Source organism: Novosphingobium sp. (assembly GCF_036803765.1).
Taxonomy (GTDB): Bacteria; Pseudomonadota; Alphaproteobacteria; order Sphingomonadales; family Sphingomonadaceae; genus Novosphingobium.
This window is the reverse complement of record NZ_DAIRTS010000007.1, coordinates 48,907-72,708: the sequence shown is the minus strand read 5'-3', so window position 1 is coordinate 72,708 and position 23,802 is coordinate 48,907. Positions and strand designations below refer to the sequence as shown.

Below are 23,802 nucleotides of genomic sequence, written 5' to 3'. Positions count from 1 at the left end.
GAAGGGCCCCTGTGAGCAAACGACGCGCTTGCCCGTCCTTCGCCAGGCTCAGGACGAACGGGGGTGCGGTGCGGCCTTGGTGCCGGCTGCATGGCCGCACACGAAAAAGGCCGGAGCGCTACTCGCGCCCCGGCCTTTTGTCCATTCAACCGATCCGCTGGATCAGCCGACGATCTCTTCCGGCTTGAAGAAGAACGCGATTTCGGTCGCGGCGTTTTCTTCAGAGTCCGAACCATGGACCGAGTTGGCCTCGATCGATTCAGCCAGTTCCTTGCGGATCGTGCCGGCGTCGGCGTTGGCCGGGTTGGTGGCGCCCATGATGTCGCGGTTGCGCTTCACGGCGTCTTCGCCTTCGAGCACCTGGACGACGACCGGGCCGCTGGTCATGAACGACACGAGGTCACCGAAGAAGGGACGCTCGCGGTGCACGCCGTAGAACTCTTCGGCCTGGGCCTGGCTCATCTGGATGCGCTTGGAAGCGACGACGCGCAGGCCGGCTTCTTCCAGCATCTTGGTGACCGCGCCGGTCAGGTTGCGGCGGGTGGCGTCGGGCTTGATGATCGAGAAGGTGCGGGTAACCGCCATGGTGCGTTCCTTGCGAGAAATGCGGGTTTCGTTGCGCGCGCCCCTAGCGGGATTGTCGCGCCGCCGCAAGGACAACAGGCGCGGCTCAGGGACCCTCGCGCCACTTGGCGCCATCCTGCCGCCAGTACTTGCGTTCGACCCCCTCGCGCTTGCCCAGCAGCCGCCAGGTGTCGCGCGCGGCGTCGATGCGCTCGGGCGGGAACAGCAGGAACACGCGCGCCGCCTCGCTCTCGCGCCAGCCACCGTCGGCGAGCGCGACGAACTGCGCGCCGTTGGCCGGCGCCACCTCGTGCGACAGGAGGATCGGCTGGCGCGCATCGTGCGGCCCGCCCGCCTTGCCATTGGCAAGGAACGTCTCGGGCAGTCGGGTCCACAGCGCCTCGCCGATGCGGGTCAGCTGCGCCTCGTCCTCGGAAACCACGAGCAGCCGCTCGCCCGCCGCCAGCGTATTGCGCGCGATCAGCGGCAGCACCAGTTCGGCCGGATCGCGGGACAGCTGGTAGAAATCGACGCGCATGGTTGGGCCCCCTGTTTTGTCTGGCTGGCGCGGTTGCTTGAGGCCGCCACCACCCCCAACCCCCTCCTCTGAAGAAGAGGGGGCTTTATGCGGATCTCCCGGTCGGGGTGTGGTGGCGGCGTCAAGCGGCCCCCGGTCCACCCTTCCCCCGGCGGCAACGGTCGGAACAGTAGCGGACGTTGTCCCAGTCGCGCTCCCACTTCTTGCGCCAGGTGAACGGTAGCCCGCATGCGGCGCAGGTCTTCGTCGGAAGATCGGACTTGCGCCGCATCTTGGGCATGTCAGGCTTCCAGCACGTCGCGCACGTAGCGGTCGAGCAGGCGCACGCCGAAGCCGGTTGCGCCCTTGTCGTGGGTCGCGCCGGGCTTGTCGATCCACACCGTGCCGGCGATGTCGAGGTGCGCCCAAGCCACGCCCTTGTCGACGAACCGCGCGAGGAACTGCGCCGCCGTGATCGAGCCGCCATAGCGCGGGCCGACGTTCTTGATGTCGGCGATCGGGCTGTCGATCAGCTTGTCGTAAGCTGGGCCCATCGGCATGCGCCACAGGGTGTCGCCGCTGGCCTTGCCCGCGCCGTCGAGCTGGCTGGCGAGCAGGTCGTCGTTGCTGAACATGCCGGCATGCTCGTGGCCCAGCGAAATGATCATCGCGCCGGTCAGCGTGGCGAGATCGACGATCGTCGCCGGCTGGTATTCCTTCTGCACCCAGGTCAGCGCATCGCACAGCACCAGGCGGCCCTCGGCGTCGGTGTTGATGACCTCGATGGTCTGGCCACTCATGCTGGTGACGACGTCACCGGGGCGCTGCGCGTTGCCGTCGGGCATGTTCTCGACCAGCCCGCAGACGCCGATCACGTCGGCCCCGGCCTTGCGCTTGGCGAGGGCCAGCATGGTGCCGGCCACCGCCGCGGCGCCGCCCATGTCCCACTTCATGTCTTCCATCCCGGCGGCGGGCTTGATGCTGATGCCGCCGGTGTCGAAGGTCACGCCCTTGCCGACGAAGGCGGTCGGCTTGGCGCCGGCGCGGCCCTTCCAGCGCATGGCAAGGATGCGCGGCTTGCGTACCGACCCTTGCGCCACGCCCAGCAGCGCGCCCATGCCGAGTTCGGCCATCTGGGTTTCGTCGAGCACGACGATTTCCACGCCCGTACCCTCGAGCCGCTCGCGGCAGCGCGCGACGAAGCTTTCGGGATAGATCACGTTGGCAGGCTCGGTCACCAGTTCGCGGGTGAACTCCACGCCCTCGGCGATCGCGCTTTCCACCGCCCAGACGTCTTCGGTGCCGGCGGGCGCGTTCACCGCAACCACGCGCGTCAGCGAGGGCTTCTGCTCGTCCTTGAGGCGGGTGCGATAGACGAGGTACTGCCAGCTGCGCAGGCGCGCGCCGAGCAGCACGGCAGCGGCATCATCGGCCGAGAGGTGGCTACCGGCGAAGTCGATCGCGAGCGTTTCCTCGCCCGAGGCCAGGTACTTGGCGGCGAGGGCCCCGCCAGCGCGCTCGAGCCCGGCACGGCGGTCGGCGGCGGTGGCCTCACCGGTGCCGACATAAGCCTGGCGCTGCACACCGCCATCCTGTTCGACGAACACCTCGAAAACCTGCCCCGGCTTGCCGGTGAAGCGCGCGGCGCTGGCCGCCCCGGTCACCACCGGCCCGGCGCTGGCGGGCAGCGCACCCTCGGCAATCGGCTGGGCGACAAGGCGGGGCAGGCTGGCGCCGGCGAGGGCGAATTCGATGTTCATCGGAAAACTCCTGTCTGAATGCGGCCACAGCTGTCGCCCGAGGGAAACGCAGCCGCAATTGTGGGTTTGCAGTTAGGACTGACCAGTGCGATAGGCAACCGCATGTCCCCCGCCCCGAGGCATTCCGCCGTTCCCCTGCCCGAAATTCATGGTCTCACGATGCGGCGCACCGTCCGGACCGCCGCACTGGCCAGCATCCTGCTGTCAGGCGGCGCCGGTATCGCTCTGACATTCGGCGCCACGCCCGCGCTGGCGCAGACCGCGGTCCCCAACATCGCCCCGCTCGCCAAGCCGAGCAAGGCCGATGCGCCGGCCGCCAACCCGTCTCCGGCCAATGCCGACGACCAAGTGCGGTTCGAGGCCGACAAGCTGCAATATGCCAGCGACCCCGATCTGATAACGGCGACAGGCAACGTCGTCCTTCGCCGCGACGACCAGACCGTGCGCGCCGATGCGGTGACGTGGAACCGCAAGACCGGCAAGATCGAGGCGACGGGCAATATCCGCGCGGTCGATGAAACCGGCAACGTGCTCTATACCGACAAGGTCGAGCTGACCGACGAGCTCAAGGCCGGCGCGATGGAAGACCTCTTGGTCGTCCTGCGCGAAGGCGGCCGCCTTGCCGCGCGCAAGGGCCTGCGCGATGCCAACGGCAACCTGACGCTGCAGGACGCGGCATTCTCGGGCTGCGCGGTGACGGACGACGAAGGCTGCCCCAAGAAGCCGAGCTGGGAAGTGACCGCGGTGCGCGTGACGTGGAACCAGGCGACCAAGAAGGTGCGCTATTCCGGTGCGCGCCTGCACGTCTTCGGCATTGCCCTGCTGCCGTTGCCCGGCCTCGTCCACACCAGCGACTTCAGCGCCTCGACCGGGCTGCTGATCCCCGACATCCGCTCCACCGCCGCCAATGGCGTGGAATTCGCCGATACGTTCTACTGGCGCTTGGCCGACAACCGCGATCTTGCCGTCACCGGCCACGTCTATACCGGCGCGCTGCCGATGATCTCGGCCAATTATCGCCACCTGACCAGCCTCGGCGCCTACCAGGTGACGGGCTACCTTACCCGCTCGTCGGCGATCCCGGTCAACACCCCGATCGACGCCGGCGCCGGTATCGGCACCAACCAGTGGCGCGGCTATTTCGAGGCCAACGGCCGCTTGCAGTTCAACGAGAACTGGAGCCTGACCGGCTACGGGCGCTATGCCACCGACCGCACGTTCCTGCGCCGCTACGACATCAGCCGCGACGACCGGCTGCGCTCCTCGCTCAACCTCGAGCGGATCGGCGATGCCAGCTACTTCAGCCTCGCCGGCTGGGCGGTGCAGACCCTGCGCGTGCGCGATTCGCAAGGGCAAGTGCCGATCGCGCTGCCCGTGCTCGACTGGCGCTATCGCATCGCCACCCCCGGCATCGGCGGCCAGCTCGAACTGCAGGCGAACACGCTGGCGATCAGCCGCACCGGCGGACAGGACACGCAGCGCGCCTTTGCCAAGGCGCAGTGGAGCCTGCGCACGATCACCGGCATGGGCCAGGAAGTGACCTTCACGGCCCTCGCCCGCGGCGATGTCTATCACAGCGATGCCAACGACCTGACCACCGTTGCGATCTATCGCGGCATGCCGGGCTGGCAGTCGCGCGCGATCGCCACTGCGGCGGTCGACGTGAAGTGGCCGCTGGTCGGCGCGCTGTTCGGCGGCAACCAGGTGCTGACGCCGCGCATCCAGTTCTCGGCCACGCCGCACGTGCGCAACATCACCATTCCTAATGAAGATTCGCGCTCCTCGGACCTCGACGATTCCAACCTCTTCGCGCTCAACCGCTTTAACGGCTACGACCGCTACGAGGACGGCGCGCGCGTGACCTACGGCTTTGACTGGGCGCTGACGCGGCCGGGCTGGCGCATCTCGTCGACCATCGGACAAAGCTACCGCCTGTCCGAAGAACAGTCGCTGCTACCGCCCGGCACAGGGTTGAGCGACCGGTTGTCCGACATCGTCGGGCGCACCGACCTGCGCATCCGCGACATCATCCAGTTCACGCATCGCTACCGGCTCGACAAGGACAGCTTCGTCCTGCGCCGCAACGAGATCGACGCCACGGTCGGCGATCACCGGACCTATGCCGAGATCGGCTACCTGCGCCTCAACCGCAATATCCCCGCAACGTTCGAGGACTTGCGCGATCGCGAGGAGCTGCGCGCCGCCGGCCGCGTCGGCTTCGCCCGCTACTTCTCGGTCTTCGCCTCGGGCGTGGTCAACCTGACGACCAAGACCGACGATCCCGTCTATGGCTCGGACGGCTTCCAGATGCTGCGTCACCGCTTTGGCGTCGCCTACACCGACGACTGCCTCGACCTGTCGATCACCTGGAAGCGCGACTACGTGACGACGGGTGACGCGACCGCGGGTAACTCGTTCCTGTTCAGCATCTCACTGCGCGGCCTCGGCTCGCGCTAAGAGCCCGACCCGAAAGTCCTGCGGGTCGGGCTCTAAGGCTCCCGCCACGCCGGGCGGGAGCCGCTCGGCGATTCGGTCAGCCGGCGAGCATCGTCCCGGTCTCGACGAAGCGCTGGTGCCACGACAGCGCCTCGGCGAGCAGCGAGGGCGAGTGCTTGCCGTAGGAGTGATGCAGCGCGCGGGCATAGTAGTCGGCGAGCTGGTCGCGGTAGCTGGGGTGGACGCAGTTGGCGATCACCGTCTCGGCGCGCTGCTTGGGCGACAGGCCGCGCAGGTCGGCCAGGCCCTGGTCGGTGACGATCACCTGCACGTCCTGGTTGATATGGTCGACGTGGCTGACCTGCGGCACGATCGTCGAGATCGCCCCGCCCTTCGCGGTCGAGGGGGCCATGAAGATCGAGATATAGGCGTTGCGCGCGAAGTCGCCCGAGCCGCCGATACCGTTCTGGATGCGCGAGCCCATCAGGTGCGTCGAATTGACCGCGCCGTAGATATCGGCCTCGATCATCCCGTTCATGGCGAGACAGCCCAGGCGCCGCACCAGTTCGGGATGGTTCGAGATTTCCTGCGGCCGCAGCACGATGCGGTCGCGATAGCGGTGCATCTCGGCGTTGAGCGCCTCGGCCGCGTCGGGGCTGAGCGAGAACGCGGTGGCCGAGGCCATGCGCAGCTTGTCCGCCGCGAGCAGGTCGAGCATGCCGTCCTGCAGCACCTCGGTATAGGCGGTCATCGGCTCGAACGGGCTGTCCATCAGCCCGCCCAGCACGGCATTGGCGATATTGCCCACGCCCGACTGCAGCGGCAGCAGCGAGGCCGGCAGGCGCCCGAGCTTCACTTCGTGCTGGAAGAACGCGAGCAGGTGCCCGGCAATGGCGCGCGCCGCAGCGTCGGGCGCCTTGAACGGGGCATTGCGGTCGGGCGTGTCGGTCTCGACCACCGCAACCACCTTGGCCGGATCGACGCGGAACGTCGCCTGGCCGATGCGGTCGTCGGGGCGCACCAGCGGGATCGGCTGGCGATGCGGCGGCAGGGCGGTGCCGTAGTAGATGTCGTGCATGCCGTGCAGCGCCTCGTGCTGCCAGCTGTTGACCTCGAGGATGATCTTGTCGGCGCGGTCGAGCCAGGTCTTGTTGTTGCCCACCGACGAGGACGGCACGACGCTGCCATCGGCGAGGATCGCGGAGACCTCGACCAGCGCGATGTCGAGCGGTCCGAGGAAGCCCTGCCACGCCACCGGGGCGACCTGGCTGAGGTGCATGTCGAAATACTGGACGTGCCCGGAATTGATCTGCTCGCGCACGAGCGGATCGGAATTGTACGGCAGTCGGAAATCGATGCCCTTGGCGCGGGCCAGCGCCCCGTCGAGCTCGGGCCCGGTCGAGGCGCCGGTCCAGACCTTGATCGCGAAGGGCTCACCCGCCTCGTGCGCCGCTTCCATGCGCGCGGCCAGCGCCTGCGGCACGGCCTTGGGGTAGCCGGCCCCGGTGAAGCCGCTCATGCCGACGACGGCGCCAGGCCCGATCAGGGCGGCGGCGTCTTCCGCGCCCATCACCTTGGCGCGATAATCGGGATGTGCGATCCGGCTGCTGGCCGTGGATGCGGACGAAACGGGGGCAATCATGGGGGGTGCTCCTCACAGGTTCGATGCACCCGGCCCTAGGCCTATCTTGGCGTGGCGGCAGCACAAAAAAGGCGGGGGATACCCCCGCCTTTCTCATGTATGGAACAGGTTTCGTCTCATATGCGAGACAGGCAAACTCCGTGTCCCGTACCGCCCGCTAACGGTCAGGCCGCCTGGACGGTCGCCTTGCGGATCACGCCCGGGTTCGCCGGCGGTTCGCCCTTGGGCAGCGCGTCGACGTGTTCCATGCCGCTCTCGACCTCGCCCCAGACGGTGTACTGGCGATCGAGGAAGCGCGCATCGTCGAAGCAGATGAAGAACTGGCTGTTGGCCGAGTGCGGCGCGCTGGTGCGGGCCATCGAGCACACGCCGCGCACGTGCGGGTGATCGTTGAATTCGGCCTTGAGGTCGGGCTTCGACGAACCGCCCATGCCGGTGCCGTTGGGGCAGCCGCCCTGCGCCATGAAGCCCGGGATCACGCGGTGGAACTTCACGCCGTCATAGAAACCTTCGGTGGCCAGTTCCTTGATGCGTTCGACATGGCCGGGAGCGAGGTCCGGGCGCAGCTTGATGACAACGTCACCCGAATCCAGCGACAGGACCAGTTTTTCTTCAGACATCGAGCACTCTTCCTTGGCAAAGATGGGTGTCGATATAGGCGGTTTTCCGCCAAAGTCACGCTGCAGTGCACCATTGCATTTGCCGGTTGATCGCCTATCCCGGCGGGGATGGATATGCGCGCGCCTCAGACTCCCGACATGCTCGACGACGACACCCTCCCGGTGGCGGCGCCCGAGCCTGTGCGCAATTCCGAGGAGCTGGACGAGGAGGACAACACGCTTCGTCCCTCGTTCCTGCGCAAGGTTACCGAGGCGCTCGACGCGCAGGACCAGGAAACCGTCTACAACCTGGTCGAGCCGCTGCACCCGGCCGACATCGCCGACCTGTTCGAGCTGATCGGACACGACTATCGCGCCGATCTGGCGCGCGCGATCAACGACCTGCTCGGCTCCGAAGTGCTGGCCGAACTCAACGACTGGGTCCGCGACGACCTCGTCGACGAACTCGAACCCGACGAGGTCGCCGGGCTCGCCGAGCAGATGGAGACGGACGACGCCGTCGCCCTGATCGAGGATCTCGACGAGGAAGACCAGCAGGCGGTCCTCGCCGAGATGGAGCCCGAGGACCGCGCCGCGATCGAAAGCGCGCTGTCCTTCCCCGAGGAATCCGCCGGTCGCCTGATGAGCCGCGACGTGATCGCGGTGCCCGAGCATCTCAACGTCGGCGATCTCATCGACTATTTGCGCAGCAACGACGATCTCGCCACCGAGTTCTGGGAGATCTTCATCGTCGACGTGAAGCATCGCCCCGTCGGCACTTGCCAGCTCTCGTGGCTGCTGCGCGCGCCGCGCAGCGTGGCGCTGGCCGACGTGATGAAGCGCGACCAGACCCTCATCCCGGTCACGATGGACCAGGAAGAAGTGGCACTGCGCTTCCAGAAGTACGCGCTGATCTCGGCGGCGGTGGTGGACGAGAGCGGCCGCCTCGTCGGCCAGATCACGGTCGACGACGTCGTCCACATCATCCAGGAAGAGGCGAGCGAGGACATCCTGCGCCTGTCTGGTGCGGGCGACGGCGACATCAACGAGCCGATCCTGCTGACGGTGCGCACGCGCCTGTCGTGGCTGGTGGTCAATCTCGGCACCGCGATCATCGCCAGCTCGGTGGTCGGGCTGTTCCAGGGCGCGATCGCCCGTTTCGCGCTGCTGGCGGTGCTGATGCCGATCGTCTCGGGCATGGGCGGCAATGCCGGGACCCAGACGCTGGCGGTGGTGGTCCGTGCCATCGCCACCAACCAGCTGACCAGTTCCAACACCGTGCGCATGATCCTGCGCGAACTGCGCATCGCGCTGGCCAACGGCCTCTCGCTGGGGCTGATGATCGGCACGGGCACCTCGCTGATCTTCGGGAACGCGCATCTGGGCGCGGTGATCGGGGCTGCCATGGTGATCAACAACCTGGTGGCCGGCATCGCCGGGATCATGGTTCCCGTCACGCTCGACCGGCTGCGCGTGGATCCGGCTGTCTCTTCGGCCGTATTCGTGACGATGGCGACCGATGTCATGGGGTTCTTCTCGTTCCTCGGACTCGCTGTCCTCACCGGCCTGACCGCCTGACGCCCCTTTTTCGGATCTTCATTTCCCGCATGCCCCTGCACATGACCAAGGTGGCCTATGGCGCTCAGTCGCTGGCCGAAATCCACGAGTGGTTCTCCGCCGGCGGCCGCCGCGGTGCCGGCGAGGTCGCGCGGCTGACCACGCGCAATCGCCCGCGCCGCCACGAGGAGATGATCGGCGGTTCGCTGTTCTGGATCCTCAAGCACCAGCTGGTCGCCCGTTCGGAGATCGTCGGCTTCGAGGAGGCCGAGGGCGGACGTACAAACATCCTCGTCACCACCCAGCTGATCGACGTCGTGCCCAAGCCACGCCGCGCACATCAGGGCTGGCGCTATCTCGAACCTGCAGATGCCCCGGCAGACCTGGCCGACGGCGCTGCGGGCGACGTGCTCCCGGCCGAAATCGCCGGTGAACTGGCAAAGCTCGGTCTCGTTTAGAGTGCGATGACAAAAAGTGGGAACCGGTTTTTGTCAAAAATCGCGCGATCACAAATACCTAAAGCGTGATGGCGTTTTATAGAAACGTCATCACGCTTTAGGCGCTCGCCAGCAGGTCCTCGGCCCCGCCGAGATCGACGCTGACGAGGCGCGACACGCCACGCTCCACCATCGTCACCCCGAACAGGCGGTGCATGCGGCTCATCGTCACCGCATTGTGCGTGACGATGAGATAGCGGGTCTGCGTCTCGGCGACCATGGCATCGAGCAGGTCGCAGAAGCGCTCGATGTTGGCGTCGTCGAGCGGGGCATCGACCTCGTCGAGCACGCAGATCGGCGCGGGATTGGTGAGGAACAGACCGAAGATCAGCGCCACCGCGGTCAGCGCCTGCTCCCCGCCCGACAGCAGCGTCAGCGACTGCAGGCGCTTGCCGGGTGGCTGGGCCATGATCTCCAGCCCCGCCTCCAGCGGATCGTCGCTGTCGACCAGCGCGAGGTGCGCCTCGCCGCCGCCGAACAGGCGTGTGAACAGGCGGCGGAAATGTCCGTCGACCGCCTCGAACGCCGCGCGCAGCCGTTCGCGCCCTTCGCGGTTGAGGTTGCCGATCGAACCGCGCAACCGGTTGACCGCCTCGGCCAGCTCGGCCTGCTCGGCAAGGCTCGTGGCCTGGCGCTCCTCCGCCTCGGCGAGTTCCTGTGCGGCGACCAGGTTGACCGGCCCGATCCGTTCGCGCTCGGCCTGCAGCCTCTCGTGCGCCGCGGCCTCGTCCGCCGCCTGGCCGACGTCGGCCGAGGCAAAGGCGAAGCGTTCGGGCAGGAGCGGCGGCGGGCACTGGAAGCGCTCGCCCGACAGCCCAGCCATCTCCAGCCGGCGCTGATCCTCGTGCTCCGCGCGGGCCGTTGCACCGGCCCGATGCTCTCGTGCAGCCGAAAGCGCCTCGTTCGCATCGGACAAGGCCTTGTCGGCCGCCTTGCCGGCGGCTTCGGCGGCAGCCAGCGCGGCCTCGGCTGCGGTTAGCTCTGCCGAGAGGCGGGCGCGGATGGCCTCGCCGCCTTCGATCTCGGTCATCAGGCCAGCGGGCCTGGCCGCCGCGACGGCGCGCTCCTCGACCAGTTCCTCGGCGCGGGACGCCATCTGCGCAAGCCGCCGCGCCGCATCGCCCGCGCGCGATTGCCAGTTGCGCACATCGGCCTTGATCCCGCCAAGGCGCTCGCGCCCCACGGCCAGTGCCTGATCGTGCGCGGCCTGCGCGGCCATCGCCTGTTGAAGCGTGGTGCGCGCGGCATGGTGGCCGGCCTGTGCCGCCTCCACGCCCGCGCGTCCCGCCGCCGGATCGGGCAGGGCGGCGCGTCGCTCCTGCGCGATAGCCACCTCCGATGCGGCGGCGGTCTGTTGCTCGCCCACGTCGCGTTCCAGCCGCGTCAGTTCGCTGGCACGCGCCTCGCGCCGCGCGCGTGCCGCTTCGGCCTGATCCAGTGCGCGCAGGGCGCTGCGTTCGGCATCGGCGGCGGCACCGATGGCGCGCTCCACCCCGCTCCACGCCGCCTGGACGTCCGCCAGCGCCGCGCGTGCCGCGCCATCGGCTTCTTGCGCCTCGGCAACCGCTGCGTCCAGCGCTGGGCGGCGCGCTTCCAGTTCGGCGAGGCGATTGTCGGCCTCGAGCGCAGCGGCCTCCGCCGCGCCCTCGCCGCGGGCCACGAAGCCGTCCCAGCGGCGCAAGTGACCGGCACGGGTGACGAGCCACTCGCCCGGCGCCAGAGCGATGCCCTCGTCCGTCTCCACCGCGCGCACCAGCGCCAGCCGGGCCGCCAGTTCGGGTGGGCAGGCGGAGACCTGGTGCGACAACGCATCGACCAAGGGGTCGAGCGGGGCAGCGCCGGTCCAGAACCGCCCTTCCCGTCCGGCCGGCGCGGGCCCTACCGGCGCGGCCGCATCGCGGCCCAGCACTGCGGCCAGTGCGCGCTCCCAGCCGGGGGCCACGCGGCACCCCGACAAAGCAGACGGACCCGCCCCGCGCGCCGCGGCGGCCTTGGCGCGTGCCGCCTTGTCACGCGCCAGCGCCTCGGCCTCACGCACCACGCCGGCAAGGTCGGCCCGGGCGGCGGCCAGCGCGTTGCCAGCCGCGTCACGCGCGGCCGTCCAGTGCTCGCGGCGGGTGCCCAGGTCCTCGCGCTGCGCCCGCGCTGTGGCCAGGGCGGCGCCCGCCTCGTCTCGCCGCGCCTCGGCTTGCGCGAGCGCCAGCGCCGGATCGGGCTCCTGCGCCAGCGCGGCACGCTGCTGTGCAAGGCGTTGCCCCTCGCCCTCGATCCGCGACAGCCGCTGCCGTGCCGCGGCCAGCGCGGCCTCGGCGACACGCCATTCCGCCTCGACCCCGGCCTGCTGCGCCACGGCCTGCGCCTGTGCCAATTCGGCCGCGCGCGCGGCGCGATCCGCCGCCTCCAGCGCACCGGCGACGATCGGGCGGCGTGCTTCCTCGGCCGCGAGCGCCACTTCGGAGGCCGCCAGATCGCTTTCAAGCCGCGCCAGGGCCTGCGCGGCATCGGTGGTCACGCGGTCGGCCTGGCTGCGGTCTTCCTCGATCCGCGCGCGCTGGCGGTCGATGTCGGCCAGCCGCTGCTCGGCCGCTTCGAGCTGCGCGGTCAGCGCCGCCATGCGCTGCCCCTGTGCCGAGGCGTCCTGGCGCCGATCGAACAGCGTCTCGCGGGCGGCCGCAAGGGTTTCGCCGATCCCATGCTGCGCGGCCTGGGCCTCTGCCGTCGCTGCCTGCGCCGCGATGACGCGCGCCTCGGCCTTGGTTGCTTCCTGCCGTGCGGCCTCGGCGGCGGCGGCGGCATCGCGCCAGCGGGCAAAGACCAGCCGCGCCTCGGCCACGCGAATGCGGTCGGACACCGCCTTGTAGCGCTCGGCGGCGCGCGCCTGCCGGCGCAGCGTGGCGATCTGCCCGTCGAGGCCGGCCATGAGGTCTTCGAGTCGCGCGAGGTTGGCCTCGGTCGCGCGCAGTTTCTGCTCGGCATCGCGGCGGCGGACGTGCAGGCCGGCGATCCCGGCCGCCTCCTCGAGCATCATGCGCCGCTCGGCCGGCTTGGCGGCGATCACCGCGGCGATGCGCCCCTGGCTGACCAGCGCCGGGCTGTGCGCACCCGTGGCGGCGTCTGCAAAGATCAGGCCGACGTCCTTGGCGCGCACGTCGCGCCCGTTGACGCGATAGGCGGAGCCGGCGCCGCGCTCGATCCGCCGGACGACTTCGAGCTCGCCGCCCCAGGCATCGTCGGGGTCGGTCTCGGCGGTCAGCGCCACTTCGGCAAAAGCGCGTGCGGGCCGCGCCGCGCTGCCGGCGAAGATCACGTCGTCCATCCCGGCGCCGCGCATCGCCTTGGCGGACGCCTCGCCCATGACCCAGCGCAGCGCCTCGAGCAGGTTGGACTTGCCGCAGCCGTTGGGGCCGACGACACCCGTCAGCCCCGGTTCGATGCGCAGTTCGGCAGGCTCGACGAAGCTCTTGAAACCGGACAGCTTCAAGCGCCTGAAATGCATGCCCCCGTCCTGTCCCCCCGGCTTTGCGCGATCAGCGCGCGCCGGCGCGCTGCAGGATCGGCTCGAGCTGCTCCCAGGTGGCGACGTCGACGTTCTTGCCGTTGACGATGAACGTCGGCGTCCCGGTGATGGTGTACTTCTCGGTTGCGGTCTGGGTCTGCATCGCCAGCTTCTCGGCGGTCTGGCTCTTGGCGAGGCAGGCATTCGCCTGATCACGGGCAATGCCGCGCGCCGCGAAGAAGTCGACCAGGCCACCCTTTTCGCCGATCACCGCGAAAGCCTTGCCGGCGGGGGGCTGTGCAGCCTCGAGTTCCTTGGCGACCGGCTGCAGGCCCTCGAACAGCGCCTTCTGGTTGGCATAGACCTGCTCGGTCAGCGGGAAAAAGCTTTCCGCCGTGCCGCAGTGGGTCAGCATCGCCAGCGTCGTGTCGAACGGGTCGCGCACATAGTTGCGGAATTCGAGGCTGACGCGCCCGGTGCTGACGTAATTGTCACGCAGCTTGGGGAAGCCCTTCTCGGCGAATTCGCCGCAGTGCGGGCAGGTCAGCGAGCCGAACTCGATCACCTTGATAGGGGCATCGGGGTTGCCCATGACATAGCCGCCGTCGGCCGTCTCGTTGACCACGTCGGTCCAGGCCTTGCCGGCCGGCGCGGCGACCTTGGGCAGCGGGGCATCGGCCGTGGCGGGGCCGCTGCCGGCGTCGTCCTTCTTGCCGCAGGCCGCAAGGCCGAGCGTGAGCGGAAGGGCGAGCAGCAGCAGGCGGGCAGAGACAAGCTTCATCGTTCAGGCTTTCGGATTGAGAAGGGCGACGAAAGATCGGGTCGGAGCAGTGGGGGCCAGGCGAAGGCGTCAGTTGAGCCGCGCCTCGAGCTGCGGCTTGAGCGCGGCCCAGCTGGCGGTCCCGGCGAGCGCGACGCCATTGATCATGAACGCCGGGGTGCCGTTGACATAGTCCTTTTCCGACGCGTCCTTGGTCGCGGCGGCCAAGCGATTGGCGAGCGCCTCGTCGCCCAAGCAACGGTCGGCGGCGGCACGGCTGACACCGCGCGTGGCGATCATGTCGTAGAAATGGAAATCGCTGGCGATGGCACGGGTCCGGCCGGCGAGCGGGCCGGTGGTCCAGCGCTGGCGCTGCGCCTCGGTCGCGGTCTGGATCAGGCCGATCCAGTCGTCCTGGCGAGTGAGGAACATCAGGTGGGTCTGCCAGAAGGCCTGCGTCGGCACGCAATGCGTCAGCAGCGCGACGGCCAGGTCGATCGGATCGCGCACGAAGTTGCGTACCTCGATCGAGCCCTTGCCGGGCGCGATCATGCCGATACGCAGCTGGCCGTCGGCTTCCTGCGTGAAGTGCGCGCAGTGCGGGCAGGTATAGCTGATGTACTCGACCAGCTTGAGCGGCGCATCGGGCTTGCCCAGCACGAAGCTGTCGCGGCTGGTGCGCGCGATGGTGGCGTTCCAGTTGCGGCCGGTCGTCGTGGGCGCCGCGGCAGGCGCCTTCCTGGGCGGCGCGGCGCTCGCCGGCGTCGTCAGCAGCGCGGCCCCCACGGCCGCGATCATCAGGCCAAGTCGCTTACCCATCGGCATGTTCACCTTCACCGGACACCCTCATCTGCTCGATCACCTGCGCGGCTTGCGCGGATCGTCCACAACCTGCGCGCTGGCTTCGCCCAGCGAGCGGGCCAGCGATTCCAGCACCGCGCGCAGTTCGGGATCGCCGATATCGCGCAGGCTGTCACCCAGTTCCATCGGGATCGACTTGAGCGAGGGCGGCGCCAGTGGCGCGGGGCCATTGGCACGCGGCCGCTGAACCACGCCTTGCCGCAGCTTCACCTTGGCGACTGCGCGATAGCCGAAGAAGCGGTTCACCCGCTCCATGATTTCAGGAATGACGTGCTGGATCAGCGGGGCATGCGCGGGCGTCACCACCAGCTGCAGGATGCCGTCGCTCTTTTCGCCGGGGGCGAAGCGGATCGATTCGGGCGAACAATTGCGGGCATGGGCCACGCCGACAATCTCGGGCCAGCGGGTGACGACCGAGCTTTGCACGAAACCGAAGCGGCGGAACGCGATGCGCCCGATCGCGGGCATGAGATCGGCGATCTGGCGTGCCTCGCCGCCGCGGCTCCGCTCGAACGCGCGCGGCGTCTCTGCCTTGGCGCGGGCTGATGCTGCCTTTGTACCAGTGCCCGTACCGGTGCCCGCACTCGCTTTGGCGGCGGCAGGCTTGCGCGCGCGTTTTGGGGCAGGAGGGGGCGTGTCGCTTTCCATGACGGCGCTTCCCATGCCATAGCGGCGCCATGCAAGCCAGTGGCCACCCGCACGATTTCCCCACCGAACCGGCCTTGGCAGCAATACCCGACGCCCTGCTGCCCTGGTACGATGCCCATGCGCGCCGGCTGCCCTGGCGCAGCCCGCCCGGCACCCCGGCGCCCGATCCCTACCGGGTGTGGCTATCCGAGGTCATGCTCCAGCAGACGACGGTGGCGGCGGTCACCGCCTATTTCGAGAAGTTCACCCGCACCTGGCCCACGGTCGAGGCGTTGGCCGCCGCGGACGATGCCGATGTCATGGCCGCCTGGGCCGGCCTTGGCTATTATGCCCGTGCGCGCAATCTCGTGGCCTGCGCGCGGGCGGTGGCGGCGCGCGGCGGCGCCTTTCCCGACACCGAGGACGCCTTGCGCGCCCTGCCGGGCCTCGGCGCCTACACCGCAGCGGCCGTCGCCGCGATCGCGTTCGGCCGCCGCGCGGTGGTGGTCGATGCCAATGTCGAGCGGGTGGTCTCGCGCCTGTTCGCGATCGACGCGCCGCTGCCCGGATCGCGTCCGGCAATCCGCCAAGCGACCGACACCATCACGCCCGAGGCACGCGCCGGCGATTTCGCGCAGGCGATGATGGATCTCGGTGCCACGATCTGCACGGTCAAGGCGCCGCGCTGCCTGCTGTGCCCCTTGCGCCCCCACTGCCGCGCCGAAGCCGAGGGCCGCGCGGCGGACCTGCCGGTCAAGGCCGCAAAGAAGGCCAAGCCCGTGCGGCAGGGCCGCACCTTCTGGATCGAGCGCACTGGCCCCGATGGCGAGGCGCAAGTGCTGCTGGTGACGCGGCCGGGCAGCGGGATGCTGGGCGGGATGCGCGCATTGCCCGACGACGGCTGGTCGGCACGCGGCGATGGCGACGGCTCCCCGCCCACGGGCCTTGCCAATGCTGACTGGGCCGATGCCGACTGGCGCGCCGGTGGCATGGTGCGGCACGGCTTCACCCATTTCGACCTCGAGCTGCATTTGTTGCTGGGCACGGCCCAGCCAGACGCTAATGTGCGCCACGCCGAATGGTGGCCGCGCGCGCGTATCGACGACGCCGGCCTGCCCACGGTCTTTGCCAAGGCCGCCCGGCTGGCAATGGCGTCCGATTGAACCGAAAGGCCAGGCTTCGATGGAAATGCCCCCGATCTCCTCCGCTGCTTCCCCCCTGCCCCTTTCCGCCACGCCCGCTCTCAGCCCCGTCCTCAGCCGACGCGCGCTGCTGGGCGGGGCCGGCGCGCTTGGCGGCGGCCTGCTGCTGCGCCGCTGGGCCCATGCCGCCACGCCCGATCCGCGCATGCCCGCGATCTCGGCACTGCTCGACAGCTACGTCGGTGACGGGCGCCTGATGGGCGCGGTCGCCTCGCTCGGCTGGGGTGCGGCGCCGGTGGCCGAGACGGTCGCGCGCGGTATCGGCTCGCGCGGCGATGCGCGTCCGCTCGACGCCGACAGCCTGTTCCGCATCTATTCGATGACCAAGCCGATCACCGGCATGGCCGCGATGATGCTGATCGACGAGGGCAAGCTCAAGCTCGACCAGCCCATCGCCGACTTCATCCCCGCCTATGCCAGGATGACCGTGCTGGCCGATCCCGACGGGCCGGTCGACAAGGTCGTGCCCGCCACGGCCCAGATCACCGTGCGCCAGCTGCTGACGCACACCGCCGGGCTTGGCTATACCATCATCCAGACGGGGCCGATCCGCGACGCCTACAATGCCGCCGGCATCCTTCCCGCGCAGCTCAGCCGCACGCCGGTGCCCGCGTTCGGCGCCACCGGCAAGACCGCGCCGAGCCTCGCGATCTTCGCCGAGCGTCTTGCCACGCTGCCCCTCGTCTACCAGCCGGGCACGCGCTGGTCCTACTCGGTCGGGCTCGACCTGCTCGGCCGGATCATCGAGTTGGCGTCCGGCCAGCCGTTCGACGCGTTCCTCAAAGGCCGCATCTTCGATCCGCTGGGCATGACCAGCACCACGTTCCGCGTGCCCGCCGCCGATGCGGCGCGCCTCACCACCAACTATTTCGTCAGCAACGGCCAGCTCCTGCCGATCGACAGCGGCGCGACCTCGATCTACCTCGATCAGCCGGCCTTCCCGTTCGGCGGCGCCGGGCTGGTCAGCTCACCGCGCGACTACGACCGCTTCCTCGCCATGGTGCTCAACGGCGGTGCTTTCGGCGGGGTGCGCGTGATGAGCCAGCGCGCGGTCGACATGGGCACCAGCAACCTGCTGCCGCCAGGCGCCAGCGTCGCGGGTACCTGGGTCGACGGCCACGGCTTCGGTGCGGGTGGCCGCGTTGGCCTCGGCGCACAGGCCGGCACTTATGGCTGGTCGGGCGCGGCCGGGACCATCGGTTTCATCAGCAAGGTCGGCGGCGTGCGCGCCGGGTTCTTCACCCAGTACATGCCCAGCACCGCCTATCCGTTCGACAAGGAATTCCCCGAAGCCGTGCGCAGCGACGTGCGCGCGCGCCTGATGGGACAGCGCAAGGCCGCCGCATGACATCGACCACGTTCGCAGATCCTACGACCACGCCGTCCATCAGCCCGATCGCCTATGCCGGCAACCCACTGGACCGCGCAGACGCGGTGCGGGCCGATCCGGTGCAGCTGGCGGCGCTGATGACCGACGATGCGCGGCTGCTGCGCATGGACGGGCTGGCACCGGTCTTCGCACGCGACAGCGGGCTGAGCTGGACCTCGCTCGCCGATGCGCCGCAAGGGGCGGACCTCGTGTTCCTCGGCCTCGACAGCGAGGGACGCGGGCATTTCGCCGCCGTGACCCCCGGGCTGGCGGGAAGCATGGCACCGGCCTCGCCGGATTTGCGCCGCCTGCTCGACGAAATGCCGCCGGCGGACCTTGCGATCTACGGCGGGGCGCGCAGCCTGGTGGACTGGCATGCCCGCCATCGCTTCTGCGCGCGCTGTGGCCATGCGACGCGGCTCGCCAAGGGCGGCTGGCAGCGCGATTGCACGAACCCCGATTGCGGTGCCGCGCATTTCCCCCGCGTCGACCCCGTCACGATCATGCTGGTCGAGCATGACGGGCGCCTGCTGCTCGGCCGCCAGCCGCGTTTTCCCGCCGGGCGCTATTCGACGCTGGCTGGCTTCGTCGAGCCGGGCGAGACAGTGGAAGAGGCCGTCGCGCGCGAAGTGTTCGAGGAGGCGGGCGTTCGCGTGCGCGACGTGCGCTATGTCGCCAGCCAGCCCTGGCCTTACCCCTCGTCGCTGATGATCGCCTGCCACGCGCTGGCCGACAATCCGCATATTGCGATCGACGAGGCCGAGTTGGAGGATGCGCGCTGGTTCACCCGCGCCGAGGTTGCATCCGCCCTCGCCGGCGCGCCGGATGCGCCGTTCGGAGCGCCGACGCATACCGCGGTCGCGCGGCACCTGCTCGAATGGTGGATGGCGCAGTAAGGCGTTCTTGCCGCACTGCACAAAAGTGATAGCATGGGCGGCATGACACGTCTCGCGCCGCGCCGCCCAGCCCCCGCAATCGCCCTTGCCATCGGTGCTGCGATGCTCTTGGCCGGTCCACCGTCCGCGCTTGCTGCACCTGCGCCCTTCGCGCCGTGGATCGACGGCACGGCGGCCTCAGAGCCCGAGATGCAGGTCCAGGCGATCGATGCCGACACCTTCGTCATCCGGCAATCGGTGAAGACCAATTTCGAGGCGCCGTTTCTTTACCTGCTGTTTGGCAAGACCGGCGCGCTGCTGATCGACACTGGTGCCGGTGGCCTCAAGGTGCGCCCCACGATCGAGCGCGTGATCGCGCAGTGGCGCGCAGCGCACGGCGGACGGCCCGTCCACCTCACGGTCGCGCATTCGCACAGCCATGGTGACCACCACGCCGGCGACGACGAATTCGCAGGGCGCGCTGATACCACGCTGGTCGGCCTCAAGCCCGCTGACGTCGCCGCCGCGTTTCATGTGGCAAGCTGGCCGAACGGCGAAGGCCGGATCGACCTTGGCGGGCGGGTGATCGCCGTGATCCCGACACCCGGGCACGAGAATGCGCACGCGATGTATTACGACGCGAAGACGCAGCTGCTGTTTTCCGGCGACATGCTCTATCCCGGGCGACTCTACGTGCCGGTCAATCATTTCGCCGAGTTCCGCGACAGCGCGCATCGCCTCGCCGCTTTTGCGAAGACTCATCCGATCCGCGCGCTGCTGGGTGCGCATATCGAAATGACCACCACGCCGGGCCGGGACTATCCGATGGAAGCGCCGGTCCATGCGAGCGAGCACTCGCTCGCACTGCCGCCGTCGGCCATCGCCGAACTGGTCGCAACGGTGGATCGCATGGGCGAGACGCCGGTGCGCGATGCCCGCGCCGACTTCATCGTCTTCCCGGTGCCGCCCCGGCCCTGAAGCGCATTAGAGTGGTGCGTCAGAGCAGCGAGGCGCTGCCGACGACGAGACAGGCCGCGGCCATGAGCAGGCCGGCGGTGCGGTTGCTGCGGAAGCGGGCGAGTGCATTGCCGCCGTCCGCCACATCGAGCGTCACGACCTGCCACGCCAGGTGGACGGCCACCGGCAACAATGCCACCAGCGCCAGCGGATCGGGCCGCACCAGCCAGAACGCCAGCACCCAAAAGGCGATGGTTGCGGTGTAGAACGCGGCGACGCCTGCGCGCACGTGCCCGCCCAGCGTCAGCGCGCTCGACCGGATGCCCACCAGCGCATCGTCCTCGCGGTCCTGCAGCGCGTAGATCGTGTCGTAGGCGATGCACCAGCAGATGCTGCCGGCGTAGAGCGCGGCCAGCGCCCCCAGGCCACCGTCGCGCACCGCGACCCACCCGGTCGGGACGCCCCAGGTAAACACCAGGCCCAGCCAGGCCTGCGGCCAGCCAGTGATCCGCTTCATGAAAGGATAAGCCGCGACCAGCGCCAGGCTGCCAAGCGCGACGAGCTGCGCCTGCCAGCGCAATTGCAGCAGGACCACGAGCCCGATCAGCGCAAGCGTGCCCAACCACGCCCATGCGGCCTTCTTGCCGACGCGGCCGCTGGCGACCGGGCGCTGCGCGGTGCGCGCCACCTGGCGGTCCAGATCGGCATCGACGATGTCGTTGTAGACGCAGCCTGCGCCGCGCATCACGATCGAGCCGAGCAGCATCCACGCCACGAGGTGCCATTGCCGCGCCCCGTCGGCGAGGAACACGCCCCAAGCGCAGGGCCAGAACAGCAGCCACCAACCGATCGGCCGGTCGAACCGCGCCAGCAGGGCATAGTCGCGCAAGGGTTGCGGCAGGCGGGCCACCAGCCCGCGATGCTCGCTGTCGGGGACGATCTGTTCGGCGGCCGTGGTCATGCGGGCCGTTTCCTGCGCCGGATCGCGTCATGGTGCAAGCGCCGTGATTGCCCGTTCTCCCGGCGCTGGCTATGCCGGCGGCATGACCGATCACCTGCCCGCCACCCCCGCCTGGCCGCCCCGCTCCGCCCCGCGCCTGTTCGTCAGCGATACCCTGTCGGAAGGCCTGTCGCTGGCGCTCGACGGGCCGCAGGCGCACTACCTCGGCAAGGTCATGCGTGCCGGACCGGGTGATGCGGTGATCCTGTGCGACAACCAGACCGGCGAATGGCTCACGCGCGTGACCGAGGCGGGCAAGCGTACGCTGGTGCTGGCGGTCGAACGGCAGCTGCGCCCGATCGAGGCGGTGCCCGACCTGTGGCTGTGCCCCGCCCTGATCAAGAAGCAAGCGTTCGACTGGGTGCTGGAAAAGGCGACCGAACTGGGCACCGCGCACATCCGCCCCGTGGTCACCCGGCGCTGCGTGGCCGACAAGCTCAACCCCGAACGCGCGCTGGCGATCGTGACCGAAGCGGCCGAGCAATGCGCGCGCACGGCGCTGCCCGTACTGGCCGAGCCGGTTAAGCTGGAGGCCCTGCTGCGCGACTGGCCCGAAGGCCGCGCGCTATTTTTCGCGGACGAAACCGGCGGGGCCCCTGCGGCCGAGACCTTTGCCGCCCATGCGGGGCCGGCCGCGCTGCTGATCGGCCCCGAAGGCGGCTTCGACGACACCGAACGCGCCGCGATCCGCGCACATCCGGCTGCCCGCGCGATCACCCTCGGCCCCCGCATCCTGCGCGCCGAAACCGCGGCCGTGGCGGGGCTCGGCTTGTGGATGGGCGTGGCGGGGGACTGGGGCGGCTGATCGCGGCATCGCCCCTCCGTTAGTCGCGTATCGCGCCTGCCACCTCCCCATCGGGGATGGGGAGGATCTGGTCCGATCCTCCCTGCCGCAGGTGGGGAGGGGGACCGCCGGCGCAGCCGGTGGTGGAGGGGCTTTAGAGCTCCCCCTCGCCCACGGCTGGATCGTTCCCGAGGTGCAACCGTTCATCCCGCGTTTAGCACTGGCGCAACCGCCTTTTGCCCACTAACGCAGGCGCCCATGAGCACCCGACAGGTTTCAGATAGCAACGATCCTCTGATCGAAAGCCGCGACGATCTCGTCGCGCCCATGCAACGCGGCGAAAAGCCCCGCGACCGCTGGCGAATCGGCACTGAGCACGAGAAGTTTGTCTATCGCACGGCCGATCATGCCGCGCCGTCGTACGACGAGCCCGGCGGCATTCGCGACCTGCTCATGGCGCTCACCGACTATGGCTGGGAGCCGATCGAGGAAGGCGGCAAGGTCATTGCCATGTCCGGCCCCGACGGCGCGGTCAGCCTCGAGCCGGCGGGACAGCTCGAGCTGTCGGGCGCCCCGCTCGAAAACCTTCACCAGACTTGCGCCGAAACCGGTCGCCACCTCGCCCAGGTCAAGGCGATCGGCGAACGCTTCGGCCTCGGCTACCTCGGCATGGGCCTGTGGCCCGACAAGACGCGCGAGGCGCTGCCGATCATGCCCAAGGGGCGCTATGCCATCATGCTGCAGCACATGCCGCGCGTGGGTACGATGGGCCTCGACATGATGCTGCGCACCTGCACCATCCAGACCAACCTCGACTATTCGAGCGAGGCGGACATGGCGCAGAAGTTCCGCGTCAGCCTGGCGCTGCAGCCGCTCGCCACCGCGCTCTTCGCCAACTCGCCGTTCCTCGAGGGCAAGCCCAACGGCTATCTCTCGTATCGCAGCCACATCTGGTCCGACACCGACCCGGCGCGCACCGGCATGCTGCCGTTCGTCTTCGAGGACGGCTTCGGCTACGAGCGCTATGTCGACTACATGCTCGATGTGCCGATGTACTTCGTCTATCGCGACGGCAAGTACATCGACGCGGCCGGCCAGTCGTTCCGCGACTTCCTCGATGGTCGCCTGCCCGCACTGCCCGGCGAAAAGCCGCGCAAGTCCGACTGGGTCGACCATCTCTCCACCGCCTTCCCCGAAGTGCGCCTCAAGTCGTTCCTCGAGATGCGCGGCGCCGACGGCGGACCATGGAACCGCATCTGCGCGCTGCCCGCGCTGTGGGTCGGCCTGCTCTACGACCAGGGCGCGCTCGACGCGGCCTGGGATCTGGTCAAAGGCTGGGACATGGATGGCCGCGAGCGCCTGCGCTCGAGCGTGCCCGAGCTGGGCCTCGACGCGCCGCTTCCCGGTGGCGGCACGCTGCGCGACATCGCGGCACACGTGCTGGACATCGCGCGTGGCGGCCTTGCCGCGCGTGGCCGCCTCAATGGCGCCGGTGACAACGAGACCGGCTACCTCCAGCCGCTCGACGAGATCGTCGCCAGCGGCAAGACTTCGGCCGAACGCCTGCTCGACCTCTACAACGGCGAGTGGGGCGGCGACCTGACCAAGATCTACGCCGCCAAGAGCTTCTAAACGACTGATCGGCCGGCGCGCGGGTCGCGCCGGCTCTAGCGATGGGTGCTTGGGCCTCAGCCCATCCAGTCGACGACCTGGCGCGCCACGTCGTTGGCCGCGCGGTTGAGCGCCGGCCCGATCGCCTGCGGGTTGTCGGCGATACCCGGTACCACGCCTTCGAAACGGCGCGTCTCCAGCTTGCCGCCGGGCGCTTCCTTGACCGCGTCGAACCGCACGACCACGCTGCGCGTCGGCAGGTCGTAACCCATGGCGAGGAGACGGCCCGAGAGGCGCTGCTGCCAGGCGTTCGTGTCGCTCTCGACGACCAGGCGGCCGCCCTTGGCGCGCAGCGTCTCGGCGATGAGATGCTGGAGCTGGCGCGCTGGACGCTCGATCCAGGCGGTCTTCTTGAGATAGGCGACGCTGCTGGCGTCGACCTGCACCGGTACGCGCAGCACGGCCACGCGGGCATCGGCCGAAGGCTCCATCACCACGACCGACTTGGCGAGCGTGCCGCTGGCGCCCTGCCCCGCCGGCACCGCCGCATCGGGCGTGAGCGACAACAGGGTAGGCGGCACCTTGGCGCCGATGCTCACGCATCCCGAGAGGCCGAGCGCGGTGGCGGCCAGCAGGGCCACCGGGACGATACGGGCGGGGATAAAACGATTGGTCATGCGAAACTCCC

21 protein-coding genes are annotated in these 23,802 nt (G+C 69.4%); 9 read left to right on the top strand and 12 right to left on the bottom strand.

Annotation, left to right across the window (positions count from 1 at the left end):
- Window positions 1-162: 162 nt before the first annotated feature.
- From ndk to V7Q48_RS06465, 4 genes are all read right to left on the bottom strand, one after another.
- The gene (gene ndk, locus V7Q48_RS06480; protein ID WP_333836973.1) at window positions 163-585 is read right to left on the bottom strand and encodes a nucleoside-diphosphate kinase; all 423 of its coding nucleotides are present in this window, start codon (window positions 583-585) and stop codon (window positions 163-165) included.
- A gap of 85 nt (window positions 586-670) precedes the next feature.
- Complete coding sequence (locus V7Q48_RS06475; RefSeq protein ID WP_333836972.1) at window positions 671-1,102, bottom strand: DNA polymerase III subunit chi; 432 nt, start codon at window positions 1,100-1,102, stop codon at window positions 671-673.
- A gap of 121 nt (window positions 1,103-1,223) precedes the next feature.
- On the bottom strand, window positions 1,224-1,382 hold the full coding sequence (locus tag V7Q48_RS06470; protein ID WP_333836971.1) for a DUF2256 domain-containing protein: 159 nt from the start codon (window positions 1,380-1,382) through the stop codon (window positions 1,224-1,226).
- Between the two features lies 1 nt (window position 1,383).
- The gene (locus tag V7Q48_RS06465; RefSeq protein WP_333836970.1) at window positions 1,384-2,841 is read right to left on the bottom strand and encodes a leucyl aminopeptidase; all 1,458 of its coding nucleotides are present in this window, start codon (window positions 2,839-2,841) and stop codon (window positions 1,384-1,386) included.
- A 102-nt stretch (window positions 2,842-2,943) separates the two neighbouring features.
- Here V7Q48_RS06465 and V7Q48_RS06460 point away from each other — a divergent pair, with 102 nt between their 5' ends.
- Window positions 2,944-5,298, top strand: a complete 2,355-nt coding sequence (locus V7Q48_RS06460) for an LPS-assembly protein LptD (protein ID WP_333836969.1) — start codon at window positions 2,944-2,946, stop codon at window positions 5,296-5,298.
- A 76-nt stretch (window positions 5,299-5,374) separates the two neighbouring features.
- Here V7Q48_RS06460 and V7Q48_RS06455 read toward each other — a convergent pair whose 3' ends face one another.
- On the bottom strand, window positions 5,375-6,919 hold the full coding sequence (locus V7Q48_RS06455; RefSeq protein ID WP_333836968.1) for an acetyl-CoA hydrolase/transferase family protein: 1,545 nt from the start codon (window positions 6,917-6,919) through the stop codon (window positions 5,375-5,377).
- 164 nt (window positions 6,920-7,083) lie between these two features.
- Window positions 7,084-7,539 (bottom strand): peptidylprolyl isomerase, encoded by a 456-nt coding sequence (locus V7Q48_RS06450; protein ID WP_333836967.1) that lies wholly within the window; start codon window positions 7,537-7,539, stop codon window positions 7,084-7,086.
- A gap of 114 nt (window positions 7,540-7,653) precedes the next feature.
- Between V7Q48_RS06450 and mgtE the strand changes: the two genes are divergently transcribed.
- On the top strand, window positions 7,654-9,096 hold the full coding sequence (mgtE, locus tag V7Q48_RS06445; RefSeq protein WP_442947100.1) for a magnesium transporter: 1,443 nt from the start codon (window positions 7,654-7,656) through the stop codon (window positions 9,094-9,096).
- Window positions 9,097-9,125: 29 nt separating this feature from the next.
- Window positions 9,126-9,533: a DUF1489 domain-containing protein gene (locus V7Q48_RS06440; protein ID WP_333836966.1), complete on the top strand. Its 408-nt coding sequence runs from the start codon at window positions 9,126-9,128 to the stop codon at window positions 9,531-9,533.
- 97 nt (window positions 9,534-9,630) lie between these two features.
- On the opposite strand, the gene V7Q48_RS06435 is transcribed toward V7Q48_RS06440, so the two are convergent.
- The 4 genes from V7Q48_RS06435 to V7Q48_RS06420 form a co-directional block, all read right to left on the bottom strand.
- Window positions 9,631-13,068 (bottom strand): chromosome segregation SMC family protein, encoded by a 3,438-nt coding sequence (locus V7Q48_RS06435; RefSeq protein WP_333836965.1) that lies wholly within the window; start codon window positions 13,066-13,068, stop codon window positions 9,631-9,633.
- 31 nt (window positions 13,069-13,099) lie between these two features.
- On the bottom strand, window positions 13,100-13,849 hold the full coding sequence (locus tag V7Q48_RS06430; RefSeq protein WP_333836964.1) for a thioredoxin domain-containing protein: 750 nt from the start codon (window positions 13,847-13,849) through the stop codon (window positions 13,100-13,102).
- Between the two features lie 69 nt (window positions 13,850-13,918).
- The gene (locus V7Q48_RS06425) at window positions 13,919-14,647 is read right to left on the bottom strand and encodes a thioredoxin domain-containing protein (RefSeq protein ID WP_333836963.1); all 729 of its coding nucleotides are present in this window, start codon (window positions 14,645-14,647) and stop codon (window positions 13,919-13,921) included.
- A 39-nt stretch (window positions 14,648-14,686) separates the two neighbouring features.
- Entirely contained in the window at window positions 14,687-15,352 is a 666-nt protein-coding gene (locus tag V7Q48_RS06420) for a DUF721 domain-containing protein (protein ID WP_333836962.1), read from the bottom strand.
- 14 nt (window positions 15,353-15,366) lie between these two features.
- Between V7Q48_RS06420 and V7Q48_RS06415 the strand changes: the two genes are divergently transcribed.
- Genes V7Q48_RS06415 through V7Q48_RS06400 form a run of 4 tightly spaced genes read left to right on the top strand, consistent with a single transcriptional unit; the run spans window position 15,367 to window position 19,740 of the window.
- Window positions 15,367-16,479 carry an A/G-specific adenine glycosylase gene (locus V7Q48_RS06415; RefSeq protein WP_333836961.1) on the top strand — a complete coding sequence of 371 codons (1,113 nt, stop codon included), beginning with the start codon at window positions 15,367-15,369 and terminating at the stop codon, window positions 16,477-16,479.
- Between the two features lie 19 nt (window positions 16,480-16,498).
- Window positions 16,499-17,866 (top strand): serine hydrolase domain-containing protein, encoded by a 1,368-nt coding sequence (locus tag V7Q48_RS06410; protein WP_333836959.1) that lies wholly within the window; start codon window positions 16,499-16,501, stop codon window positions 17,864-17,866.
- Entirely contained in the window at window positions 17,863-18,783 is a 921-nt protein-coding gene (gene nudC, locus V7Q48_RS06405; protein WP_333836957.1) for an NAD(+) diphosphatase, read from the top strand. Before V7Q48_RS06410 ends, nudC begins: the two co-directional genes overlap by 4 nt.
- 42 nt (window positions 18,784-18,825) lie before the next feature.
- Window positions 18,826-19,740, top strand: coding sequence for an MBL fold metallo-hydrolase (locus V7Q48_RS06400; RefSeq protein ID WP_333836955.1), 915 nt, complete (start codon window positions 18,826-18,828; stop codon window positions 19,738-19,740).
- 19 nt (window positions 19,741-19,759) lie between these two features.
- Here the strand turns inward: V7Q48_RS06400 and ubiA are convergent, their stop codons facing one another.
- Window positions 19,760-20,680 carry a 4-hydroxybenzoate octaprenyltransferase gene (ubiA, locus tag V7Q48_RS06395; protein ID WP_333836954.1) on the bottom strand — a complete coding sequence of 307 codons (921 nt, stop codon included), beginning with the start codon at window positions 20,678-20,680 and terminating at the stop codon, window positions 19,760-19,762.
- A 94-nt stretch (window positions 20,681-20,774) separates the two neighbouring features.
- Here ubiA and V7Q48_RS06390 point away from each other — a divergent pair, with 94 nt between their 5' ends.
- Complete coding sequence (locus V7Q48_RS06390) at window positions 20,775-21,524, top strand: 16S rRNA (uracil(1498)-N(3))-methyltransferase (protein ID WP_333837118.1); 750 nt, start codon at window positions 20,775-20,777, stop codon at window positions 21,522-21,524.
- A 237-nt stretch (window positions 21,525-21,761) separates the two neighbouring features.
- Window positions 21,762-23,135 (top strand): glutamate--cysteine ligase, encoded by a 1,374-nt coding sequence (locus V7Q48_RS06385; RefSeq protein WP_333836953.1) that lies wholly within the window; start codon window positions 21,762-21,764, stop codon window positions 23,133-23,135.
- Window positions 23,136-23,191: 56 nt separating this feature from the next.
- Here the strand turns inward: V7Q48_RS06385 and V7Q48_RS06380 are convergent, their stop codons facing one another.
- The gene (locus V7Q48_RS06380; protein ID WP_333836952.1) at window positions 23,192-23,791 is read right to left on the bottom strand and encodes an ABC-type transport auxiliary lipoprotein family protein; all 600 of its coding nucleotides are present in this window, start codon (window positions 23,789-23,791) and stop codon (window positions 23,192-23,194) included.
- Window positions 23,792-23,802 lie beyond the last annotated feature (11 nt).

Bases quoted from the DNA above. Each gene is read 5' to 3' on its own strand.
- V7Q48_RS06420 (WP_333836962.1), bottom strand. From the start codon at position 15,352: ATGGGAAGCGCCGTCATGGAAAGCGACACGCCCCCTCCTGCCCCAAAA.
- V7Q48_RS06475 (WP_333836972.1), bottom strand. From the start codon at position 1,102: ATGCGCGTCGATTTCTACCAGCTGTCCCGCGATCCGGCCGAACTGGTG.
- V7Q48_RS06385 (WP_333836953.1), top strand. From the start codon at position 21,762: ATGAGCACCCGACAGGTTTCAGATAGCAACGATCCTCTGATCGAAAGC.
- V7Q48_RS06410 (WP_333836959.1), top strand. From the start codon at position 16,499: ATGGAAATGCCCCCGATCTCCTCCGCTGCTTCCCCCCTGCCCCTTTCC.
- V7Q48_RS06425 (WP_333836963.1), bottom strand. From the start codon at position 14,647: ATGGGTAAGCGACTTGGCCTGATGATCGCGGCCGTGGGGGCCGCGCTG.
- V7Q48_RS06440 (WP_333836966.1), top strand. From the start codon at position 9,126: ATGCCCCTGCACATGACCAAGGTGGCCTATGGCGCTCAGTCGCTGGCC.
- V7Q48_RS06465 (WP_333836970.1), bottom strand. From the start codon at position 2,841: ATGAACATCGAATTCGCCCTCGCCGGCGCCAGCCTGCCCCGCCTTGTC.
- V7Q48_RS06400 (WP_333836955.1), top strand. From the start codon at position 18,826: ATGACACGTCTCGCGCCGCGCCGCCCAGCCCCCGCAATCGCCCTTGCC.
- ndk (WP_333836973.1), bottom strand. From the start codon at position 585: ATGGCGGTTACCCGCACCTTCTCGATCATCAAGCCCGACGCCACCCGC.
- V7Q48_RS06460 (WP_333836969.1), top strand. From the start codon at position 2,944: ATGTCCCCCGCCCCGAGGCATTCCGCCGTTCCCCTGCCCGAAATTCAT.
- ubiA (WP_333836954.1), bottom strand. From the start codon at position 20,680: ATGACCACGGCCGCCGAACAGATCGTCCCCGACAGCGAGCATCGCGGG.
- mgtE (WP_442947100.1), top strand. From the start codon at position 7,654: ATGCGCGCGCCTCAGACTCCCGACATGCTCGACGACGACACCCTCCCG.
- V7Q48_RS06430 (WP_333836964.1), bottom strand. From the start codon at position 13,849: ATGAAGCTTGTCTCTGCCCGCCTGCTGCTGCTCGCCCTTCCGCTCACG.
- V7Q48_RS06470 (WP_333836971.1), bottom strand. From the start codon at position 1,382: ATGCCCAAGATGCGGCGCAAGTCCGATCTTCCGACGAAGACCTGCGCC.
- V7Q48_RS06415 (WP_333836961.1), top strand. From the start codon at position 15,367: ATGCAAGCCAGTGGCCACCCGCACGATTTCCCCACCGAACCGGCCTTG.
- V7Q48_RS06455 (WP_333836968.1), bottom strand. From the start codon at position 6,919: ATGATTGCCCCCGTTTCGTCCGCATCCACGGCCAGCAGCCGGATCGCA.
- V7Q48_RS06435 (WP_333836965.1), bottom strand. From the start codon at position 13,068: ATGCATTTCAGGCGCTTGAAGCTGTCCGGTTTCAAGAGCTTCGTCGAG.
- V7Q48_RS06450 (WP_333836967.1), bottom strand. From the start codon at position 7,539: ATGTCTGAAGAAAAACTGGTCCTGTCGCTGGATTCGGGTGACGTTGTC.
- nudC (WP_333836957.1), top strand. From the start codon at position 17,863: ATGACATCGACCACGTTCGCAGATCCTACGACCACGCCGTCCATCAGC.
- V7Q48_RS06380 (WP_333836952.1), bottom strand. From the start codon at position 23,791: ATGACCAATCGTTTTATCCCCGCCCGTATCGTCCCGGTGGCCCTGCTG.